This window comes from Nostoc sp. ChiVER01 (genome assembly GCF_034531155.1).
In the GTDB taxonomy this organism is placed as follows: domain Bacteria; phylum Cyanobacteriota; class Cyanobacteriia; order Cyanobacteriales; family Nostocaceae; genus Nostoc.
In genome coordinates, this window is sequence record NZ_JAVRBS010000003.1 from 241109 (window position 1) to 263559 (window position 22451).

Below are 22451 nucleotides of genomic sequence, written 5' to 3' on the forward strand. Positions count from 1 at the left end.
TTAGGGTAGGGTCAAAACTCCACAGAAACCGTCCCTAGAACAGTCAACGGCGCTCCAGGACGCAGATAGTAGCCCTGAGAATCGTAATACTGAGTATTAAAAAGATTTTTAAAGTTCAGTCCAAACCGCCAGTTATCGCGTTTGTAGAAAATGGTGGCATCAGCGCGGACGTAAGAGGGGATTTTGAACGTGTTGGGAAGTGTGGCTTCGCGATCGCCCGTGTAAAATACTCCCCCACCAAACCCTAATCCTCTCATACCACCGCTTTGAATTTCATAGCTCGTCCACAGACTACCACCAGTACCGGGAGCATTTACAAGAGATTCACCTACAGGATTATTTTCGTCACCTACACTTACAAATGCGTCGTTGACGAAGTAGGATGCAATCACATTCCAGCCTGGTAGAATCTGTCCAGAAACGTCAAATTCCAAACCGCGACTTTTCACCTCTCCTATCGGGATGGAATAGTCAGAGTTACTAGGATCGGTTGTAGCGACATTTTGCTTGGTGATATTGTATGCGGCAAAGGTAGCGGATAGCCTGTCTTTAATCAGTTCCGTTTTGACTCCGACTTCATACTGAGTGCCGCGTTCTGGTGGCAGTTGAGTTCTATCTACTGTCTGCGAAGAACTAGGATTAAACGAGCGGCTGTAGCTAGCGTAAATAGAAATTGGCGGTAGAGGCTGATAAACAATGCCAACGCGAGGGGAAAATGCTTCATCATAAAGCCGTTCAACTGTAGCATCATCAATCGGCTCTCTACCGAAAGAATCCAGCGATTGAGAGCGATTTTTGCGATGAATAAAGTCATACCTGCCGCCCACCAATAGTTTTAGATTTGGCAGCAACGTCACTTGATCTTGCAAATAAAGAGCGATCGTATTGCGCTCAAAACGATCCCTTGATGCGGCCTCATCAAACTCTGATGGCGGGGAAGCGCCATACACAGGATTGAATAAATCAATACTGGGAGTCACTGAAGTAGAACTTCGCAGATAATCGTAGCCATAGATATATTTATTCCACTCCAACCCCACAAGAACTTGATGTTGGATGGAACCCGTACTGAAATTACCGATTAGGTCGTTTTGCAGAGAGTAGTTTTGTAAATAACCAGGGCCAGCAGCAAACCTTCGCTGGACGGTACCATCTGCATCAATGCTATTCGGGCGAAACTCTGACTCTTCAGAATCATCAAGCGTAACTGAAAAGCCACTGCGAAGCCGGATGTTTTCACTGAAGCGATGATTGACATTCAGAAATACAGAGTGTGTCTCTTCGGAGAAACGATCGCCTGGTTCCCCCAGAAAACGACTGATAGGAGCTTGAAAAACGATTGGATCGGGTGGAAGACCATCATAATAGGTGCGATCGAGTTTGAGATATTCATACTCCAGCGTCAATGTTGTCGCATCACCAATTTTGTAGCTCAGTGCTGGTGCGATCGCCAATACTTCCTGATTACCAAAATCGATAAAACTACCGGAGTTATCGTATGCAGCATTCAGACGGTACAGCAACGTTTTGTCTGAGTTAAGCGGCCCGGAAATATCAATGGAGGGACGATAAGTGCTAAAACTTCCGGCTGTAAATTCAGCAGAGTAGTAAGGCTCGCTGAGTGGTTGTTTGGTAATGTAATTCACCACACCTCCCGGCTCAAACTGTCCATATAGCACTGAAGCCGGGCCTTTGAGAACTTCGATCCGCTCAATGTTAGTCGGATTCACAAAGTTATCCTGAGCGTAAAAACCATTTCTCAAGTTGTCATAGGTTGTAAATCCCCGAATGTTGTAATTATCTGTAGCCCCGGCATAGCCCCCTTGCAAAGTCACGCCACTGACATTACGTACAGCATCGCTAATCCGCGTGATTTGCTGATCTTTGATGACTTGTTGGGGGATAACTTGAATTGACTGCGGAATGTCACGTTGAGGAGTATCAGTTTTTGTCGCAGTTGTACTATCTGGTACACTATATCCGTCTTGTTCACCCGTTACTACCAACTCGATTGGTTCATCACCCGCAGCTGATGGTTTTGGCTGTGCTTGATTCTCTGGCTTTTGTTGTTCAGGAGTTGGTTGAATTTGCGGTTGTTGTTGGGCCAACGATGCTGCACTAGTCACAGAGAAGATAAGACCCTCATTCGGACTATCAAACAACTCGACTGTTGGTACACTCCCCTCACCAATCACTGTCACTCGGATAGTATTGGCATCAAAGTTAGTAACTGTTATCTCAGTTACACCCGCAATTGGTTTTTCAGAACGGAATGTGAACGCATCACCCGATGGTAGGCGTAGTTGAGCATTGGGAATATCAGTGATGAAATTGCTACCAGCACTATGATTGACTAGTTGCAACTGTTCCCCTTTGGTAGTCTGTAAAATCACCTCCACACCCTTATCAGTGGGATTTGCCTTAACTGACGTAACTTGCACAACTTCAGTTAATGGTGCTGGCGACTGTACCAGTAACATTTGGGTGCTGCTAATAGCGGGTTTTACCTCACTTAGTCGCTTAAGCCGATTAACCAATGAATCAGATTTAGGAATATCTTGCGCTTTGGTTGGCTGAACCACCAAAACTGTTAAAAGTACCAACAGCCACTCCAGTCTGCAACTGAAGATTTTAAATATTCGCTTGCTCATTTTCTTCCCACACACCGTAGTATCCCAGATTACACCAATCTTTAATTAGGATTTATTATCAACAGCATAGGGGAATTTGTTGCGAGAAATCTTATCAAGGTATATGCCGAAACGGATTTTTTTAGGTGTTTTTTGCAACAATAAATCTATCTAAGTATTGACTTGGTTGGATGCCAAAGCGCTTTTTAAAAGCCACAGCGAAGCGACTAGGACATTCGTAACCCACGATCTTAGCTATCTGTTTTATGGTCATTTGTTGACTCATAATTAGTTTTCTGGCTTTCTCCATCCGGTGAGCATACAAATAGCCAAATACTGTTGTGTTAAAAACCTGGCGGAACCCGATTTTGAGCTTGTAATCGTTTAAACCTACTTGTCGCGCCAATTCTAGCAACGAGGGGGGATTGTCAAAATCGCGGATTAAAATTTCTCTGGCGTGGTAAACTCGGTTAATATCATCTGTTCGCAAAATGCGCGATCGCATCAGTTCCCGTTCCCCTGCTGTATCGGGTTCCAACTTCAGCGCCATTAATTCTAAGCATTTTGCTTGCAAGTAAATCTCTTTAATCAAGCCGTGAAAGGGACAATTAACTATTTGATGCAAAATAATTTGCATTTCGGGAGTAGTTTGCCCGATACGAAAGTAGTTAAGAAAAGATATATTATCAGTTTCTAGATACAACTGGAGTGATTTGGGTAGGAAGTCTAAGCCACTAACTTCATGTCTGCAAAAAAATTGTTGGGGGTTGATTCCAACTTCTACGTGCAGAATGTGTTGACCTGCGCGTAAATAAACTCCATTACCAGGAATCCCCTCATCGAAATCAAAATATGTTGCCGTACAATTATGTCCAACAGGTATTATTTCTGACGTATAATTACTAATAATTGCAAAACTAAATGCCATGAAGGGAAGATTATAGAAATTTGTCTCAAGAATTAAATCCTCAGCTAAGTCGAATTGTGACACTAGCAAGTTAATACCTGTTGGGAAAGCTATAACGTTTTCGTAACCCCGACTTTGTTGTTTTGGATCGTCCAACACTGCTTGATATCCAGTGTTATATGAGTTGATTTTTGTAGCTTCAGAGGTTGGAGTAGTATTTTGCTGTTGTCGATAAGCTTCTCTAGCTGAAAGAAACAGGGTCATTTTTGTAGCTTATTGATATTTTATCCTAATTATTATATGGCAATCGCTTGGTTTACTAGTTATAGAAGCTTAAACAAGAGAGATTGATTCTAGCTGCTATTTGGTAAGCCTTGCGATTAATGCTAAATTTGCATCGAAAAGGCCTAGATGCCATATTGGGGTCTTGTTTAAAACCTTGCGCTCCACTATGTTAAATTCAAGCTACAACTCCTGCGGATGAGGAATTAGGTAATGGCTGCTTCTGTGGAACATGGCTTAAGTAATAGCGCTTTTATTCCTCCTTTAGAAAGTGGCGATCGCTTAACCCGCCACGAATTTGAGCGTCGTTATAAAGCAATGCCTAATAAAAAAGCAGAATTAATCGAAGGAGTCGTCTACGTGGCATCACCCCTACGTTTTAGAAGTCATGGTTTACCTCATGGAAACTTAATTGTTTGGTTAGGAAATTACAAAATTTCTACTCCAGGGGTAGAGCTAGGCGATAATGCTACCGTGCGCTTAGATTTAGACAATGAACCACAACCTGATGTTTTGCTGTTAATAGATAAACCAGCCAAGGGACAGGCAGAAATCAGTGAAGATGATTACGTAGAAGGCGTACCAGAATTAGTAGCAGAAATAGCATCCAGTAGTGCATCGATTGATTTGTACGACAAAAAACGCGCTTACCGCCGCAACGGAGTGCAGGAATATATCGTTTAGCAGACTTTAGAAAATAAACTTGACTGGTTCTGTTTGCAGAATAGGGAATATTTGCCACTGGTGGCAGATGTAGATGGTGTGATTAAAAGTAAAGTATTTCCGGGTTTGTGGTTAGCTATCACCTCACTAATCACAGGAGATATGACAAACCGCGCCAATTTGGGTATAGAAGTGATGCACGAGCGCAATGCTCACAACTTCCCCCTGGATTTGGCGGCTGGTGAAGCAGTACCTCTGGCAATGTTTGCACCCGTAATTCACGGTTAATTGTAATTTAAAATTCACCGCGCTCTCTATCTAGAGGGCGCTTTTTTTATATAAAAATTTACACAGATAAAATTTTAAAAAAATATCTGGTGTATTTGGGTACAATTACTAAATTGTTACTCATCTATATTAGTAAATGCATTGGTATAAATAAAAATAATTATCAAAACTTTAAGCAGTGAGTAAACTAACTACTGACGTTCTCTTCAGAGTTAATATTCATTGTATTTTCACTGACTACATCTCTCAAATTTTAGTTTTTGTCTCAATTCAATATAAAATCTAAAACTTAAAATCCAAAATCAACATGGCAAACCTAACTCCTAATTCTAGTTTTAGTTTGACACTGCGCTTGCAGATTCCCAATCGTGTAGGGATGTTGGCATCGATAACCCAGGCGATCGCAACTACTGGCGGTAATCTTGGTCAAATTGATTTAATCGAGCAAACCCGTAAAGAATCCACCCGCGATCTGACTGTAGATGCTGCTAGTACTGAACACGCTGAAACCATTGTGCAAGCAGTCAAAGCATTGCCAGACATCAAGTTACTCAGCGTCTACGATCGCACCTTTAATTTACATCGCGGTGGCAAAATCAGCATTACTAGCAGAATTCCCTTAAAAAGTGTGTCTGATTTAGCAATGGCTTACACACCCGGAGTTGGTCGGATTTGTACTGCGATCGCTCAAGATCCAGAGGAAGTTTACAAGTTAACCATCAAACAAAATACTGTTGCCATTGTTACCGATGGTAGCGCCGTTTTAGGATTGGGAAATCTCGGCCCAGGAGCAGCCTTACCAGTCATGGAAGGCAAAGCAATGCTATTCAAGGAGTTTGCTGGGCTAGATGCTTTTCCCATTTGTTTGGCCACCCAAGATACAGAAGAAATTATCCAGACAGTCAAGAATATCGCGCCAGTTTTTGGGGGTGTGAATTTAGAGGATATCGCTGCACCTCGCTGCTTTGAAATTGAAAGAAGATTACGCCAAGAGTTAGATATCCCCGTTTTTCACGATGACCAGCATGGTACAGCAATTGTCACCTTGGCAGCATTGTTTAATTCTCTAAAGCTGGTACATAAATCAATGGCGGAAATCCGCATCGTGATTAATGGTGCTGGGGCGGCTGGAGTGGCGATCGCTCGGTTACTGAGGAAAGCTGGGGCAGAAAAAATCTGGATGTGCGACTCTAAAGGAATTATCTCAACCAGTCGTACCGATTTAACAGAAGAAAAACTGGAATTTGCCGTGAAAGCGCAGGGTACATTAGCGGGTGCAATGCAAGGGGTAGATGTGTTTATTGGAGTCAGCGCACCGGGAGTTTTAACACCAGAAATGGTGCAATCGATGGCGAAAGATCCAATTGTCTTTGCAATGGCAAATCCGATTCCAGAAATTCAGCCAGAATTAATCAGCAAAGATGTAGCTGTGATTGCTACCGGTCGCAGTGATTACCCAAATCAAATTAATAACGTTTTAGCTTTTCCTGGGGTATTCCGTGGTGCTTTAGATTGTCGGGCCCAGACAATTACCACCACAATGTACCTAGAAGCTGCAAGTGCGATCGCTTCTTTAGTTAAGCCTTCAGACTTGGATCGGGAACACATTATCCCTTCCGTCTTTGATGAGCGCGTCGTTACTGCTGTTGCTGCTGCTGTACAACAAGCAGCGCGTCAAGAAGGTATCGCTCGGAATTAATTAAAAGAATGGTGTTGCTGATTCCATGTATGAAAATGATTTTGCATAATACCAAAATCCTTTTAGAGACGTAGCACTGCTCCGTCTCTACATCCAGATTCATACTTCAATTCAGCAACGCCAAAAGAATAATTCTTGTAAGATTCACAAAAGTCTGAGCGCTGGCTTCCAGCGCTCAAAACTTTAAATTATCTCGTCCATTCTTTATTATTTAGACTACAATCGACTGCTCTATCGACTGATAGAGTGAAACAGATGGGAATTGATGTCTAAATTTAATGAAGTACCAAGCTGGAGGCGAGTTTATACAAGAACTACCGTTGATTTTGGCGGGGCCAATTCTAAAACATACTGAACCGAAGTCAGTGACGGTATGGGTGGCACTAAAACAGTCTTGTCAGGTAGAACTCAAGGTTTATGGCACAACAAATGATGGTAAAGCACTAGGAAATTGCTTATTAGAGGGGCAACGCTCTACCGTCGCTTTGGGCAAGTATCTTCACATTGCAGCTATAACAGCTCGGTCTATGGAGGAGCATCGTTTAACTAGTAACCGCATATATGCATACGACCTCCAATTTACTCTCGCTCATCATTGCCTGCAAATGCAACAAGCATTATGCTCAAACTCCTCTCCTACAGTCAGCATCAGCTACTTTGAGCATCAAAAACCAACCTTTGTTTTGCCGCCAAACCGTCTGCAAGATTTGCAAATTATTCATGCTTCCTGCCGTAAACCTCATGGTCATGGGTTTGATGCACTGCCGATTCTCGACAATTTGATTGAAGCAAAAGCAAATCAACCGCAACATCGCCCCCACCAGCTATTCCTCACCGGAGATCAAATTTACGGCGACGATGTAGCAGAACCATCGCTGTGGGTTGCCAGTACACTTGGTGATGCCCTTTTAGGTTGGGAAGAACAACTTCCTGTGAATGGAATATACTACACTCCCCAGCAACTACCTCCTGGAGAGCGAGCTGATGTGGCGACAAATCAAGCTGGATTGACCGCAGGATTACATAATAAAGCTGAGAAAGTTAACAGTCATCTTTTCAGTCTGGGTGAATATTACGCTACTTATTTACTAGCTTGGTCGCCAGTGTGTTGGCCAGCCGCATTTCCCAAAGGACACCAAGTAACGCACAAAAAGAAAGCTATCAAGAACTGGAACCGACAAGTCCGGCACTTGCGCCAATTCATTTATACCCTTGGGAAAGTGCGCCGCGCCCTTGCCAATATTCCCATGTACACTATCTTTGATGACCATGATGTTACTGATGACTGGAACCTAAACCAAGCTTGGTGTTTGCGAGTGCTAGGACATCCTTTAGGACGAAGAATAGTCCAAAATGCCTTGTTAGCTTACACGGTGTTTCAAGGTTGGGGCAATACGCCTGAGCAATTTGCAGCAGGTAAATCCGGTGAAAAGCTGTTGGCGGCTGCACAAGCTTGGTCAGCTTCTAAAGGGAGAGATGCAAAGGCTGATGAGGCGATCGCTCATTATGTAGGTATGCCAGCTAACGATCCCCACACAGACTTACCGATTTTAGTTCGAGATGGTGCAGTGTTCATTCTGGATCGACATCCTGAAGCAATCACCTGGAACTACATAGTCAGGAGCGATTGCTATGAAGTAATTGTGCTGGACACGCGAACTTGGCGAGGTTATCCAGCTGATCAAAAACCAATTGCACCACCGATGCTGCTGTGTCCAAAAGCCTTTGAGCAACAACTAGTTTTACCTTTACAAGAAATAGCTGAACAAACTCAAATTCAAACTACATTTGTGATTGCGCCCACGAATGTATTCGGACTACAAGTGATTGATTGGATTCACCATTGGAATTTACAACAGGAGAAAGTTTTTTCAACTGATGTTGGAGATGCCTGGAACATTAATGTTGAAGCACTGGCGAAATTTCTAACTACTTTGTTTGAGGAACGTCAACAAGTTGTTATTCTATCAGGAGATATTCACTACAGTTCTGTTGCTCACTTGTCTTATGCACGCACTCATTCCAAATTACAGTCTGTCTTAGTGCAATTAACCGCTAGTGCATTGAAGAATGAAGAAATTTTGACAAGGCTCATTCATACACGATTGAAACATTGGCTACTACCAGAAAAAGTGCGACATTGGATAGGTTGGATTGATCCACCTAATATGGTAGAAATTTCGGATAAACAATTACACCATAATCGCCAGTTACTGACTAACTCTGAGTGGCATTGTGTGTTGGAGTGGGTACCTCGAAACAGCGTTCAGACTTCTGGCTTTGGAGCAGATATATCATCGTTGATAGCTCCCTGGAAACGAGCCGAAAATGCCAAATGGAAATGGTTACAACCCCTGATGTTTTGGAAATTTCGTTGGGTTCAGGAGGGGCGAGAAGTAGTTGGATTTAATAATTTAGGTCTGGTTCACTTTGAATTAGTAGATGAGAGTAGTTATTGCAAAGTTATTCAAGATTTGTACTGGTTTTCTTCTTGGTATCCAACCCAAGTTGTTTACAGCCGTTTTGAGAGCCAGTTAACGCCTAATCAGTCATTGTTACGATGACCAGTTTTAATTAATTCTGGGTACAAGGCCCCACTGTGTTCCAATTAAAAATTGATAATTAAAAATAATTCTTTAATTTTTAATTTTACATTTTTAATTGGGTTGACCCCAGAAGATCCCCCCAATCCTCGAAAAGTGGGGACTGGGGGAGGGGTTCTGATGTTCCTAACTAAACTTTTGCTTCCAAAGACTTGAGTAACTCTGTATTCACACCCGATTCACGAGTCAGGGCAACTTTGCCAGTGCGGGCGACTTCTCTCAAACCAAATTTTTGCAACACCTGCACGATCGCTACCATTTTACCTGGATCTCCTACAACTTCTAAGGTGAGAGAATCTTCCGCCACGTCCACGACTCGCGCCCGGAAAATCTGAGACAGTTCGATCACTTCTGAACGATTGCTGGTACTAGCATTCACCTTCAAGAGCATCAATTCCCGCTCTACACAAGGAGTTTCGGTAATATCCTGTACCTTAAGGACATTGACTAACTTGTATAGTTGCTTAGTGAGTTGCTCGATAACGCGATCGTCACCAGGTACAACCATCGTAATTCGAGAGACTCCTCCTTGTTCAGCAGGGCCAACAGCAAGGCTTTCAATATTAAAGCCGCGACGGGCGAATAAACCAGAAATGCGGGAAAGAACACCCGCCTCATCTTCTACGAGAACTGAAAGGGTATGTTTCATCTTCGCCAACAGAGGCTAGCACAGGATTTGAGGAACGCAGATTCTAGTACCGCTTGGCAGAATTCACTTATTCAATCAAAATTCCTTGAGTTACAAACTCTTGACATTTTGTCAAATGTAGGTTTTTTCTGTCGTAGCGTACTACTGCACTAATTGTCAGTGCGACCTTTTATTGTAAACTCAATAGCTGCACTCATTGCATTCTCTAGAAATAAAAAATTGAGCAAAAATCATCCTGCAAGGAGGGATTTCATTAAATGCATCTCTTTTCTTAGGCAGATGCGGCATTTTTGTGAAGCTTTTATACTCAGATTTGATAAACCGAGAATTAGGAGAAAAGTTTTTATGGGTTGGTTACAAAGATTATTTGGGATGGAAAAACCTCAAAATGCACAAGTAAATCCTACTGCACAGTCGATAGCACAAGCTCCTAATACTAATGATGCTCCTACTGCTACTCAATCAATTCCCCCAGAACGTGTGGGATTAAGCGGTGAATATGACCAAAGTGGTTTGGCAAAGCGGGTAGCATTGGCATTTGATCAAGACCCCCAACTCGATGATGTTGATACCCTTTGGGTTGCTCAGACTGGTAGCACTGTGGTGTTGAAAGGTAAAGTTCCCAGTCAAGAAATTCTCAACAAAATGGTTTCTGTAGCTCGTTCTGTTAGTGGGGCTACAGATGTTGACACTAACCAAGCCACGATTGGCTAGGTGTTAAGCAATTCAAAATTCAATAGTGGCTGCGATGCCTATGGCGGGCTACGCCTACGCTCCCATTGCATAGTATTTAGGAAGTAAGCAACGGTTAGCGATGCCTACTGCGGGCTACGCCTACGCTAACCCACCTCCCAATCCAATTTAAAATAGCTTGGTTGACTTGTTCAGGACATTCATCATGGGGACAATGACCAACATTTTCTAAGTTCAACACTTCCAATTTCTCGTTGTACTGGGCAAATTGACTTGCCAGGGCTGGGGGAACAAACCGATCCTTTTGTCCCCAAATTAACAACATGGGAATTGTTAAGGTTGGTAATACTTTCTTGACACTGGGACTAAAGTTAATTCCAAGGGTAGCTTTGAACAAAGCACTGAAAGCTCTGGCGGAACCTCTATCTTGGGGAGGCCCTGCTAGAATTTCTATGAGTTCATCGGTAATCGCCTCTGGGCTAGCGTAGGCAAGACTAGCCCAGCGACGCAGCACCCCAGGACGGCGCACGAAGTTAAATACAGGTTTAAGAATCAACGGCGAAGCGACAATATTTTTAATTGCTCTGACAATCGGTTGCAGTACAGGTGGAATTGCTTCTTGCTCTAGTGAAGGGTCGGGTAAACTCATCATCACCATACCCAACACCATATCGGGATGAGTAGCGGCGGCGGCCATAGAAATCAGTGAACCGTTAGAATTGCCCACCAAAATCGCTGGTTGACGGATAAATGTTTTCCAGAAATCGTAAACCTGCTCAACCCAGAGTTCGATGCTGTAATTAGCTGCGGCTTTTTCAGAAGCGCCAAAACCCAGCATGTCGATGGCATACACTGTATGATGCTCACCCAATACTTCCAAATTATGTCGCCAATGACCAATAGAAGCGCCAAAGCCATGTAGCAATATTAGTGGTATTGTATTGTGCTGATTTGGGCTAGGGCGAATGTAAGTGTAGCGTGTTTGCCAGCCGCGCCAAACCCAATCTCTTTGATTACCAACCCGTTCCTGCCAGTGTAATGTAGTGGTCACAGTCTCCTTTAACTCAGCAGTGTGAAAATACTATTATAAAATTTTCTTTAATTTTAAGATAGGACTTACGCAAAAATGACCAAAAAGTTTCATTTATCGAACCGCCAAGAGCGCCAAGTACGCCAAGAAATAATAATTTAAGAGATTTGGCGCGACCTCACAAAGAAATGGTATTAGATTTATAAAAGAGTCTTAAAAAATGAGTTGGCTACGCTATTTTATTTGCCTTTAGAGCAAAGCACCACCACAACTAGAACCACATCCAGCTGTACAACCATAGCAATAAGCAGCAGTTTGTATCTCACTAATCAGGTCTAAACTGTCAGCTTCTAATAGTTTGCTAATCGTTAAAGCTTCACCATTGCGATTTTTTGCAGGCAAATTCATCATTTGGTTAAAATCGCAATCATATACATTGCCTAGATAGTCAATTGAGAGTTCATCGCGGCACATTAAATGTTCAACTGTGTGAGGATTAAAATGCGATTCTAAAAACTGCAAATAGCTAGTGTACAGTTTTCTCCGTTCTAAATGCATTTTGGTTCTACCAACTGGTAGGTTGGTAATGGTGAAGAGGTTACTAAACACAATATTAAAATGTTCTTGTAAGAACATTTTGTAATCTCGTTCTAGGTTAGTCTGTTCGGGAGCTAAGGAAAAATTTTCATTCGTGGGTAACTGGGGATTAAATACCAAGTCCAAAATTAAATTTGGCTCTTTACCATAGCCAAGTTGGTTAAGCCACTGCAAAGCTTTGACTGAACTATCAAAAACACCAGCACCGCGCATTTTATCAACATTATCTGCTAGATAGCAGGGTAGGGAAGCCACAACTCTTATTTGGTGTTGAGCAAAGTATTCTGGTAAATCAGCAAATCCATCTTCAAAATAAATGGTCAAATTAGACCGGACAATTACCTGTTTATAAGTTGCTTTTGCTGCTTCTACCAATGGCTTAAATCCATAATTCATTTCTGGTGCGCCACCAGTTAAATCCACAATTTTAATTTCAGGAAATTTATGGATTAGCGAAATCAATTGTTCGCAAACTTCCTGAGAAAGTTCTTCTGTACGTTTTGGGCCAGCTTCGACATGACAGTGTGTACAAGCAAGGTTACAACGCTTACCTAGATTAATTTGTAAAACAGTGATTCCCTTTTTCGTAAAAGGATAATTGAGTTTGTTTTTAAATGGTGTAACTTTAGATTGAGTTTGCATTAGTTACTCCTTAAATATGGCAAAAATATATTCAATTCTTCTAACCTTGCAATAATCTGTAGGTTATTGCACTAATAATTGCAGCTGTAGGCAAAGTTAAAATCCACGATAATAGTATCTGATAAAAAACACTTAGATTGGCTTTTTTGCTAGTCAACCCTACTCCAAAAATAGAACCAACTGAAACGTGAGTGGTAGAAACTGGAAGCCCAAACTGACTAGCTGCGATTACCAGAATTCCAGTTACTATATTTGCTGATAAGCCCTGAGTATGATTCAATGAGGTAATCTTTTCACTCATGGTTACTGCAACTTTTTGGGAGTTGATTAAACCGCCAAGTCCCATTGCGATCGCAATCGTGATCATTCCTCCCTGAATCGAAAAATACTCAATAACTAGAATGAGTGAAAAAATCTTAGGAGTATCATTTAATCCTCTAGCAAAACTGACAATCCCAGCGCTGAGAAAATGGCAAGTATCAATTATTTTTTGATTAATTGATACTTGCCATTCTAAAATGATATAGTTATATAAACTGTAAATTCCTGCTCCCAAAGGAATAGCAATAATTGGACTGAGTAATAGAGGCAAAATAAAAGAAGTTCCCAAAGCTGCAAAATTAACTTTGAGTCCGATCGCAACTAATCCAGCGCCAACTAGCGCACCTGTTAAACTGTGAGTTGTGGAAATGGGAAACCCCATGAAGGTGGCTATCAGTACAGTTAAACCAGCAGCGATCGCAACTGCCAAATGAAACTCTGGTGAATTAGCGATCGCATCAGGCACTAGTCCTTTCCCAGAAAAGTTTTTAATTAGTGTACTTGCCACAAAAGTTGCAGTAACTGCACCAGCAAAAGTTGTAAAAGTTGCCCACAAAATAGCTGTTTGATAGCTACAGGTTCGGCTACCAAACAACGTTGCGACCCCTTTAAAATTATCATTTGCACCATTGGAATATGCTAAAAAAAGCGTGGCGATAAATAGACTAATTAACAACATTTTAGGGTTTATAGAGAAGAAGTAAGAATCCAGAATCCAGAATTAATAATGCAATTCATGAAATATTCATGTGCATTCATTCCCAGCCGTACAGAGTAATTCTGACTTCTGGCGCCTGAATTCTTTCTTAAAAAATTAACAGCAACCACCACCGCTATAGTGCCAGGTTGAATTGGTAACAATTATTTCTGCTGCGTTGATAGCGGCAAGTTTAGCAGCAGTTTTGTCACACACTGCGGCGGGAATCCCTCGCTGGAGTAGATGACCTGCAAAGTCGTCGAAGAATGGTTCTAAGCCAGCATAAACTGCTGTTTTTCCCGTGAAGATACAAGCACCATCTTCTGGAATAGGAACTTTAAATGAGACGGAATCCAGACTTTCTAAAAGTAGATGTTCTTCTAAATTATAAGTCTGGGAATCTAGTAAACGGTAAGGACGACGGGCGCGAATTTCAACTTGACCAAAACCAGCATTTGTAATTCTTTCAGTATACTCTTGATATGTGAGTGCGCCTGATAAGCACATGGCTCTTAGTCGGTCATCTTGTTTAAGATGTGCTGGAATTTGACTAGTAGCAATTGGATCGCTCATCTGCAAACGTCCGCCTGGTTTTAATACCCGATAGGCTTCTTTTAAAGCACGGGTTAAATCTTCTGGTTCAAAAATATTGAAAAGGCAATTTTGCGCCACGATATCGACGGTACTATCAGCAACGGGTAGGTTAAAAGCATCGCCTTCGCGGATTTCTACAAAGCTGGTGTCAAACCACGGGTTTTCTTGAGCAGCAATTTCCAGATTGCGTGCAGCTGCTTCCCGCATGGCCCCAACCGGTTCAACCGCAATTACAGCACCTGCATGGCGGGAAAAATAAGCGAATTGCAACGCTTCTAAGCCGCCACCAACACCTACATAGAGCACGGTAGGTTGGTTTCCTAGTTCAGTGGGATGAACAGTAGTGCCACAACCATAGTTCATTTCCTGCATTGGCAAAGGAATTTTCAATCCTGGTAGTTGCAGGGGTGTACTTTGCACACAACAAAGTCCAACTTGCGGGGTTTCGGCAACTTCGCGGTAGAATTGCGCTGCTGTTTCTAGATAGGTCATGCAGTTTTAGATTTTAGATGATGACAGCTTTGTGCATCCTAATATAATTAACCCTGAGTTGGATGAGTTTTTACTCAGATTGCCAAAAACCCCAAATCTCCTGGAATAGAAAAGTTTGGGGTTTTACGTTATTTGACAGTGGAAGGGGAGATGAGGGAGATGACTTATGCCCAATGCCCCATGCCCAATGCCCAAATTCAATCATGCAATGTGTAGCCGACACCACTCACAGTTTGAATGAGGCACTTTTCGTTATTGGCTTCAAGTTTCAGCCGTAGGTAGCGCATCTGAAGTTCGATGATGTTGGCATCGCCCATAAAGCCGTAACCCCAGACTTCTTGTAAAATGCGATCGCAGGTGATTACCTGTCGCGGATGGGCCAGTAAATATTCTAGTAAATCAAATTCCTTAGCAGTTAACTCAATTAACCTCTGATCTCGGTACACTTGGCGCGTGCGACGATTTAAAGTTAAGTCTTTAAATTTTAAAACATCTACGCCGTCTACTAGCTGGCTTCTTCGCAAGCGATCGCCAACTCTGGCTAATAATTCATCAACGCTGAAGGGTTTAACCAGGTAATCATCAGCACCAGCGTCTAAGCCTGCAATGCGATCGCTCACTTCGTCTTTGACAGTTAATAAAATTATCGGCACTTTCTCAGCAATACTTCGCAAGCGGCGGCAAATTTCTAATCCCGATAAACCAGGCAACATCCAGTCTAAAATTACTAAATCTAAATGTAACTTACGCGCTGCGGTAAGTGCAGTTAATCCATCGTAGGCAATACTGACTTGATAGCCTTCGTAATTCAATTCCAATTCGACAAATCGTGCCAGTTTGACTTCATCTTCAACCAGTAAGATGTGCGTCATGATAATGTTAATGATTTCAGCAGGATACGGTAAGCAAAAATACTGTCTGGAAACACTGTCTTCGTGGTGTCAGCTACTTAAATAGCCAAACATCTAAATTGGGTGTACGTTAGCTTAGTATAAACCTGAGTAAGTAACAACCGTAAATCTACAATTACCGATCGCTGCTTGATCAAAAAACTATCCAACTGGCTATTAGCAATAGACTGTGACATCTTCACCGCATTCATCGGCAAGATAACAGAGCGCTTTAAAACGCAAACCAACCACTTCCTCGTATAGGGGATTTAATTTACACATCGGAGGAATGTGAAACAGCTTCCGGCTAAAAAGCGTGATGTCTCGCTCAAAGGGACACTGAGCAGGAATAGCTTTGCACAATAAATGAGCTAATTTGGAGTTATGAATTTCTATCGTTTCCAACCACTGGCGGACTGGATGGAGTAAATCATTGTGTAACCGGGTTTGAATAAAACTTCTCATAATTTTTCACCTTAATAATTTCAAACTAGATCAGTTGGTTGTATTGGAACCTCTATAAATATATACGGTTAGGTTCTATAGTTTTATGCACTGATTGCTCGTTTTTTAGTTCTCTACAGAAGAGATAGAATGAGTCTCTAGGCACACTGTTAACTACAGATTCAATTGCCAAAATTTCGGATGATTTGCCAAGATGAGCATACTAGATATTGCCGGACTGCAATATAGTTAACCAACTTATTTGAGGCGCAGCTACTTACCCTAAAAAAGCATTTAGCTTCAGGTGAACTGCGAAAACTAATGACTAATGACTTTTTTAGTAACAAAAAGTTCCTTTTTGACCGATGGGCGCCAAGTTACGACTGGCTCTTTCCTTCAGTGTTTTATCAAGCCATTCACAAACGGTTGCTGGAGTACGTCGATTTACCAGAGACAGCAAATGTACTTGATATCGGCTGTGGTACTGGACGCTTACTTGAGCGCCTTGCAACTCAGTTTCCCGACCTGCAAGCGATCGGATTGGATCTATCTGCTAATATGTTGCGGGTAGCCAGACAAAGTAACCGCCACCGTCCACGCTTAATTTATGTCGAGGGCAAAGCTGAGTCTCTTCCCTTTGCTGATGGTCAATTTGATGCTGTTTTCAGCACTGTCAGCTTTTTGCACTATTTGGAACCTAAACAGGTGCTTAGTGAGATAGCACGGGTACTTTCCCCCAGTGGACGCTTTTACTTGGTTGATTTTACCTCTATCAAAGAGACAGAATCTCAATTATTGCCAGTTTCTACCCTTGGAATTAGACTTTACAGCCCTAATCAACGTCAACTTCTTGGCTCCTCAGCTGGGTTATTGTGTTTGAATCACCACTATTTATTAGGGCCAGTCTTACTAACAGTCTTTGCTAAACCTCAGATTTGAAAATGGGGAGTAGGGAATGAGGAGTGGGGAATGGGGAAAGTAAAGGGTTGGAAACAGCTTGTATCAAGCCTTGTTCTGGGATCTTAATTACGAATTACGAATTACGAATTACGAATTACCTCGATGTTCCATAAACACCACAGGAACTTTAAACAGCCTTTTAGCTAATTGCGAAAATCTAAATTTCCCCTTGAGCGAAGACTTGCCTTTTGTTTTAGGGAATTGTGGTAAGTCTTCAAAAGATATTGGCACAAAACCAAAGCGACTGTAAAACTGCGCCAATCGTTCACCTAAACATTCCAGATAAAGTGGTTCTGTTGCTGTATTAATCAAATGCTGCGTTAGCAAAGTACCTAAACCGCGACCTCTCCAAGGTGATGCAACTACCAAACTACCAAGTTCTTGTGCCCCTGAGAAATTACGTAGTTGTCCACAAGCTACCAGATTCCGTAGGCTTTGCCCTCCGTAGGCATTGCATTCAACTACCCAAAATTGCTGCCAATTTAATTGGGTTGGATCGAGTTTCGCTGAAAACACTAGCAATCGAATCGACCACTGATCCCCAGAGGTTGCCTTGCGAAGTATACACCCAGATGGTAACGACAGATTGCTCTGATTCATTCATTACACAATGATTAGTTTGTATCACAATCATCACATCATATTATTCACCTAGTACAGACAGGCGGCAATAAACTTCCCTTAACTATAGAAAGCGCTGTAAGGTTAAAAAATTCTACATTCCTAGATTTTTTTCAGTATACATGAGTATTACTAAACAATACTTCCGATAGAGGTAGAAATCAGCCATAACTATATCTGGATAGATGCACTCACACCCCTAACCTTCTTAAGATAATATCAACAATAAAATTATTAGGAATGCAATAATGTCTGAACCACAAAAATCTGGTAGCCAAGAAAATACACCCGCTTCTGGTAATTACGAAACCACTCTTGACGAAGGTAAGCGCAAAACTGGCGATGATGAAAAGAGCGATGCTAAATCCACTGCTACACCAGAAGCACCAGAAAATGATTCTGTAGCAGGTAGCCCCAATCAGGGAACTGAGTCACGTTAATTGGTTTGATCTTTCTCAAGCTTCAATAATCTACTTGGGTTTTTCTAGTAATCCCGATTTACAAAACTTTGAGTGGATAGTTGTGATTTATATCACGATTATCCACTTATTTTTTTGTGTGAGAATTATTTTTAGGAAAGCTGGGGGCTTAGGTGATAAGTGCGTAGATGCAGCCCACTATAGGCTATCACTTTAGTACAATATCTGAAGTTTGTCAGCACAACCTTAAGAAAAAATCACCTATTTCTGAAAATCTGCTAAACTTCACGATTCTTAATCATGCCAGCTTACTCCTGTGGCTGACAGAAGTCACACAATCCAATAGGCTGATCTTAAAGTGGTAATTTTTCATAAAGCTCATCTGCATAAAAAGACAGGCTTCGTTGTCCAGCATTTTTGGATTGTTGCCTATCCTCTCTTATCACTTAACCCTTAATAGCTACCTATACAAAAAATGCCCCTGAAAATCGTCCAGAACTTTGATAGCAGTTTCACACTCGAAGCACAAGCCCAAAAAACTTTATTCAATTTATTGACCAGCGAGGCTTTCTTAAAACAAATTTGTCAACAGTTACAGTGTGAGCAAGTTAAATTTACAGAATTGCTTTTTCAACCAGTTCCTTACAGCTTAACTACGACTAAAGGAATGCCAGAAGAATTTGAAAAGTATCATGATTCTGATGAATATGCCATTATAAACGTTCCACCAAATTTTATGTTTAGTGCCAAGGTTTTTAAACCCAGTCGTCTTTGTGCAATTTACCAAAAAGTGGATAACGGGTAATTTTAAAGATAGTTTTTTCCTACTTAGCAATTTTGCAGGCAAAAAATAGTAAGTTTAATATTTGATGTATGGCTCTTGAAACTAATCTTTCTTCTTTGGCAGCCCTGGAATACATACCTTACATTGACGATCGCGGTCAATTACCCGAACAATTTCAAGGTAAAATCGGGGTATATGCTATCTTTGACCAAGAAAAAGTGCTGCAATTTGTAGGATATTCTCGTGATGTTTATCTCAGCCTCAAACAGCATTTAGTCCGTCAGCCACAGCAATGCTATTGGATCAAAGTTCAAACTATTGAACGTCCTAGTCGTACAATTTTAGAAAATACTGAAAATGCTTGGATTGCTGAAAATGGCAGTGTCCCTTGGGGAAATGGGGATCAAAAGGAAAAATGGACTCATCCCATTGATGTCAAAGTTGTAATGACACCTGAAGAACAGGCAAGTTATCAAAATCCAGCTAATGATGAATTAGCACAAATAAAAATTCTTAAAAATGTGGCACGGAGAGTAGAAGCAGAAATTTCAACCCATTTATTAGAAGTGCGTGGTTTGCAAATGCAAATTCGCTTCAATCCGAAATTGAAAGAAGAAGGTTTATTAGATTTGAAGTGAAGGTAGTTTTAGGGAAAACTATCTTAAGAATATTGTTTCTAATCTCCCATGACAATACAGCTGCTGAACGATCGCTATCAAGTTATCCGCACACTGGGCGCTGGTGGGTTTGGTGAAACCTATCTAGCAGAAGATACCTATATGCCCTCAAAGCGCCGTTGTGTGGTTAAACAGCTAAGACCGATTCACAACAATCCCCAAATTTACCAGTTAGTGCAAGAAAGGTTTCAACGCGAAGCAGCTATTTTAGAAGAACTTGGTGGCACAAATGACCAAATTCCAGCATTGTATGCCTATTTCTCTTCAGGTGGACAATTTTACTTAGTTCAGGAGTGGATTGAAGGCGATACCCTAACTGGAAAAGTTCAAACGCAGGGGCTATTTAGTGAAGCCGCCATCCAGCAATTATTAATCAATTTATTACCCGTCTTGGATTACGTTCACTCTAAGCATATCGTTCACCGCGATATTAAACCGGATAACATTATTGTGCGTCATCGGGACGGTAAACCAGTCCTAATTGATTTTGGCGCTATCCGAGAGTCAATGGGAACAGTAGTAAATTCTCAAGGCAATCCTACCAGTTCGATTGTGATTGGTACACCTGGCTATATGCCTAGCGAACAAGCCGCAGGTAGACCAGTTTATTCGAGTGATTTATACAGTTTAGGAATGACGGTAATTTATTTGCTGACTGGTAAACAGGCGCAACAACTAGAAACGGATTCCCAGACGGGTGAAATTGTCTGGCGACAGTACGCGAGTCATGTTAGCCCAATTATGGCAGGAGTAATCGATAAAGCGATCGCATATCATCCGCGCGATCGCTATCCTACAGCTAGAGCAATGCTGGATACTTTGCAGAGCATAGCAAATCCAATTCCACCCACGCAACCCCTGTTGACTCAACCAATAGTCTCTGCACCGCCACCTCAAACAGTTCCTGTAAAACCACAGCCTACCCCTCAAGGTGATAATCAGAATAATATCCTCATTGGTAGTTTGATTGCAGGTGGGCTAATCGGTGCATCTGTGATTATTAGCCAAGTGTTACCAAAATCTTCTCAATCTACAGCAGACAAAACGGTATTACCTTCACAAACACCGTCAACTGTCACAAGCCCCGTAATAGAAACTCCTAAATTTATACCAACCACCCCATTTCCTACTCAATCTATAACAATATCGCCAGATGCTACTACGCCTGTCAGCACTTATTTCTGGCTTTCCCAAAGACTTGTAACTGATACAGATTTGGATGGAAAAGACGGTTTTGAACTAGATATTATGCGAAATTCGATTTTTGCTAATCATGGTCGCCGTTTTGATACTCCTGAAATACAAGATTACTTTAATAAGCAACCTTGGTATCACCCTATATATTCACCACAAGCATTTCCACCTAAATTACTGTCAAAATTAGAGCAACAGAATGTAGAGTATATCAGCAAGTATCAAGATCGTTATGGCTTGAGATATTTTAAGAAATAAGATTTTTGTAATTATACCATTTTTTTGTAATTCAACCATTTCACAAAATATTTGATATATATATAACGGTTATCCTTTGCATAAACTACTTTTTTGAACCTTACCCCAACCCCTCTCCTTACTAAGGAGAGGGCATAGTGCTGTACATCCTTACACGCGATGCATTTATTGCAAAATATTCTTGTAAATGGTATAAGTTCTAAGTATATTAGCTGGGGCTTATCAAAGGATTTATTGCTGCTTATTAGATAATATCTAGGCTAGCTAGTGTAAGATAGTAGACAGATTACTAAATATTTAATAGCCTAAAATCGCTAGCTATTAGATGCTAATGCTAGCGAAGTCTATATGGAGTTAGAGCTAAACTGTTCTTTTCTTACCCAAAGTCCATCTGTAGATACTAGGCAGTTTGAGAACCAGGCATTTATATTTAATATATAAAATTGCTATCTCCAAGATTAGCAATCCATAAGTTAAAGAAATGCCATTTTTATATTTTCTTTGTTATTTTGTATTTAACGGGACAGTTCTTCCCGATTTGGTGGGGTTAAATAACAATTAGTTAAACAATTTCCCCCTAAGGATGCATGTAAATTATTTGCCTTGTGCTTCTTTTCTTGGCTAATTTACAAGCACAATGCAAATTGGTTAACAGATTACATGTTAATATTTCCAATCGGCAAATAGTTCATCTACACAAGGAAAACCTTGCCTACTACTATGCTTAAAACCATTAATCAGCGTATTTTTCTGCCTGCTTTTGTTAGCCCTTTAGAAGAAAAGAATAAAAAAGGTAGTAAAAAGCAATTTACTAGACCTAAATTAGATTTACTGCAACCATTACGTCAATGGCTGGATAAAATTGAGATTCAGAATCGGAAATTAGCTAAATTTATTGCTAAACTAATTCCTGCTCAGTGTCCATTCGAGCGCGATATCATGCTTTTTGGTCGCAAAATAGGGCATATTCCGCCAATGTGCAAACTTAATCCGCTTTATAACGAACTTGTCTATTTGCGTTTTCGTGCTTTGTGTTATCTAGTAGATCAGTGTGGAGAAGATATTCAATCCTACTGCTAAACATAACTAGAGAAAACACAATATGGAAATTAAAATTGAGCATCAACCTAAAACTTGAACGCCTCAATGAATTGGGTATCTCTAAATGGGATATTTGGGAAGAAGGAAGTCTCAAAATTCCCTTTGACTTATGATTCTCAAGAAACTTGCTACTTTTTGGAAGGTTATGTTCTTGTTACTCCTGATGGTGGACAGCCAGTGCAAATGGGTAAAGGCGATTTAGTAACTTTTCCTGCTGGCATGTCCTGCACCTGGGAAATTACAAAGGACGTGAAAAAACATTATTACTTTGATTAATCAACAGAAAAGATTGATCCCCGTTGTCTAGTTGATGATC

19 protein-coding genes and 3 pseudogenes are annotated in these 22451 nt (G+C 41.2%); 12 read left to right on the plus strand and 10 right to left on the minus strand.

Translation table 11 applies throughout. From position 1 onward, the window contains the following. Positions 1-11: 11 nt before the first annotated feature. Together RMY00_RS05630 and RMY00_RS05635 are read right to left on the minus strand one after the other, a co-directional pair. A complete protein-coding gene (locus RMY00_RS05630) occupies positions 12-2651 on the minus strand; it encodes a TonB-dependent siderophore receptor (protein ID WP_322646610.1) in 2640 nt (879 codons plus the stop codon). Between the two features lie 121 nt (positions 2652-2772). Continuing rightward, a complete protein-coding gene (locus tag RMY00_RS05635) occupies positions 2773-3801 on the minus strand; it encodes an AraC family transcriptional regulator (RefSeq protein WP_322646611.1) in 1029 nt (342 codons plus the stop codon). Between the two features lie 231 nt (positions 3802-4032). On the opposite strand from RMY00_RS05635, the pseudogene RMY00_RS05640 reads away from it, so the two are divergent. The 4 genes and pseudogenes from RMY00_RS05640 to RMY00_RS05655 form a co-directional block, all read left to right on the plus strand. After that, positions 4033-4650 (plus strand): annotated as a pseudogene (locus tag RMY00_RS05640) (Uma2 family endonuclease); the annotation flags it as partial. After that, positions 4642-4770, plus strand: a pseudogene (locus RMY00_RS05645) (photosystem II q(b) protein); the annotation flags it as partial. The pseudogenes RMY00_RS05640 and RMY00_RS05645, both read left to right, overlap by 9 nt. A 307-nt stretch (positions 4771-5077) precedes the next feature. Beyond that, positions 5078-6469 (plus strand): malic enzyme-like NAD(P)-binding protein, encoded by a 1392-nt coding sequence (locus tag RMY00_RS05650; protein WP_322646612.1) that lies wholly within the window; start codon positions 5078-5080, stop codon positions 6467-6469. Between the two features lie 278 nt (positions 6470-6747). Continuing rightward, positions 6748-9033, plus strand: coding sequence for a PhoD-like phosphatase (locus RMY00_RS05655; RefSeq protein ID WP_322646613.1), 2286 nt, complete (start codon positions 6748-6750; stop codon positions 9031-9033). 169 nt (positions 9034-9202) lie between these two features. On the opposite strand, the gene ilvN is transcribed toward RMY00_RS05655, so the two are convergent. Further along, positions 9203-9721 (minus strand): acetolactate synthase small subunit, encoded by a 519-nt coding sequence (gene ilvN / locus RMY00_RS05660; protein WP_322646614.1) that lies wholly within the window; start codon positions 9719-9721, stop codon positions 9203-9205. 345 nt (positions 9722-10066) lie between these two features. Here ilvN and RMY00_RS05665 point away from each other — a divergent pair, with 345 nt between their 5' ends. After that, positions 10067-10435, plus strand: coding sequence for a BON domain-containing protein (locus RMY00_RS05665; protein WP_322646615.1), 369 nt, complete (start codon positions 10067-10069; stop codon positions 10433-10435). A gap of 94 nt (positions 10436-10529) precedes the next feature. On the opposite strand, the gene RMY00_RS05670 is transcribed toward RMY00_RS05665, so the two are convergent. The 6 genes from RMY00_RS05670 to RMY00_RS05695 form a co-directional block, all read right to left on the minus strand. Next, positions 10530-11465: an alpha/beta fold hydrolase gene (locus tag RMY00_RS05670; protein WP_322646616.1), complete on the minus strand. Its 936-nt coding sequence runs from the start codon at positions 11463-11465 to the stop codon at positions 10530-10532. A gap of 228 nt (positions 11466-11693) precedes the next feature. Further along, complete coding sequence (gene arsS, locus RMY00_RS05675; RefSeq protein WP_322646617.1) at positions 11694-12683, minus strand: arsenosugar biosynthesis radical SAM (seleno)protein ArsS; 990 nt, start codon at positions 12681-12683, stop codon at positions 11694-11696. 40 nt (positions 12684-12723) lie between these two features. Continuing rightward, complete coding sequence (locus RMY00_RS05680) at positions 12724-13683, minus strand: inorganic phosphate transporter (RefSeq protein WP_322646618.1); 960 nt, start codon at positions 13681-13683, stop codon at positions 12724-12726. Between the two features lie 135 nt (positions 13684-13818). Then, positions 13819-14787 carry an arsenosugar biosynthesis arsenite methyltransferase ArsM gene (gene arsM, locus RMY00_RS05685; RefSeq protein ID WP_322646619.1) on the minus strand — a complete coding sequence of 323 codons (969 nt, stop codon included), beginning with the start codon at positions 14785-14787 and terminating at the stop codon, positions 13819-13821. 197 nt (positions 14788-14984) lie between these two features. Continuing rightward, positions 14985-15659, minus strand: a complete 675-nt coding sequence (locus RMY00_RS05690; protein WP_322646620.1) for a response regulator transcription factor — start codon at positions 15657-15659, stop codon at positions 14985-14987. A gap of 195 nt (positions 15660-15854) precedes the next feature. Further along, positions 15855-16142 carry a Mo-dependent nitrogenase C-terminal domain-containing protein gene (locus RMY00_RS05695; protein WP_322646621.1) on the minus strand — a complete coding sequence of 96 codons (288 nt, stop codon included), beginning with the start codon at positions 16140-16142 and terminating at the stop codon, positions 15855-15857. Positions 16143-16442: 300 nt separating this feature from the next. Between RMY00_RS05695 and RMY00_RS05700 the strand changes: the two genes are divergently transcribed. Beyond that, on the plus strand, positions 16443-17060 hold the full coding sequence (locus tag RMY00_RS05700) for a class I SAM-dependent methyltransferase (protein ID WP_322646622.1): 618 nt from the start codon (positions 16443-16445) through the stop codon (positions 17058-17060). Positions 17061-17168: 108 nt separating this feature from the next. On the opposite strand, the gene RMY00_RS05705 is transcribed toward RMY00_RS05700, so the two are convergent. Further along, a complete protein-coding gene (locus RMY00_RS05705) occupies positions 17169-17681 on the minus strand; it encodes a GNAT family N-acetyltransferase (RefSeq protein ID WP_322646623.1) in 513 nt (170 codons plus the stop codon). A gap of 269 nt (positions 17682-17950) precedes the next feature. Here RMY00_RS05705 and RMY00_RS05710 point away from each other — a divergent pair, with 269 nt between their 5' ends. The 6 genes and pseudogenes from RMY00_RS05710 (at position 17951) to RMY00_RS05735 (ending at position 22411) form a co-directional block, all read left to right on the plus strand. After that, the gene (locus RMY00_RS05710; protein WP_322646624.1) at positions 17951-18142 is read left to right on the plus strand and encodes a hypothetical protein; all 192 of its coding nucleotides are present in this window, start codon (positions 17951-17953) and stop codon (positions 18140-18142) included. Between the two features lie 454 nt (positions 18143-18596). Further along, positions 18597-18926: a hypothetical protein gene (locus RMY00_RS05715; RefSeq protein WP_322646625.1), complete on the plus strand. Its 330-nt coding sequence runs from the start codon at positions 18597-18599 to the stop codon at positions 18924-18926. Positions 18927-18994: 68 nt separating this feature from the next. After that, positions 18995-19543 (plus strand): GIY-YIG nuclease family protein, encoded by a 549-nt coding sequence (locus RMY00_RS05720; RefSeq protein WP_322646626.1) that lies wholly within the window; start codon positions 18995-18997, stop codon positions 19541-19543. Positions 19544-19591: 48 nt separating this feature from the next. Further along, a complete protein-coding gene (locus RMY00_RS05725) occupies positions 19592-21034 on the plus strand; it encodes a protein kinase domain-containing protein (protein WP_322646627.1) in 1443 nt (480 codons plus the stop codon). Positions 21035-21754: 720 nt separating this feature from the next. Beyond that, a complete protein-coding gene (locus RMY00_RS05730; protein ID WP_322646628.1) occupies positions 21755-22114 on the plus strand; it encodes a Mo-dependent nitrogenase C-terminal domain-containing protein in 360 nt (119 codons plus the stop codon). A gap of 22 nt (positions 22115-22136) precedes the next feature. Beyond that, positions 22137-22411: pseudogene (locus RMY00_RS05735) on the plus strand (cupin domain-containing protein). Positions 22412-22451: the final 40 nt, after the last annotated feature.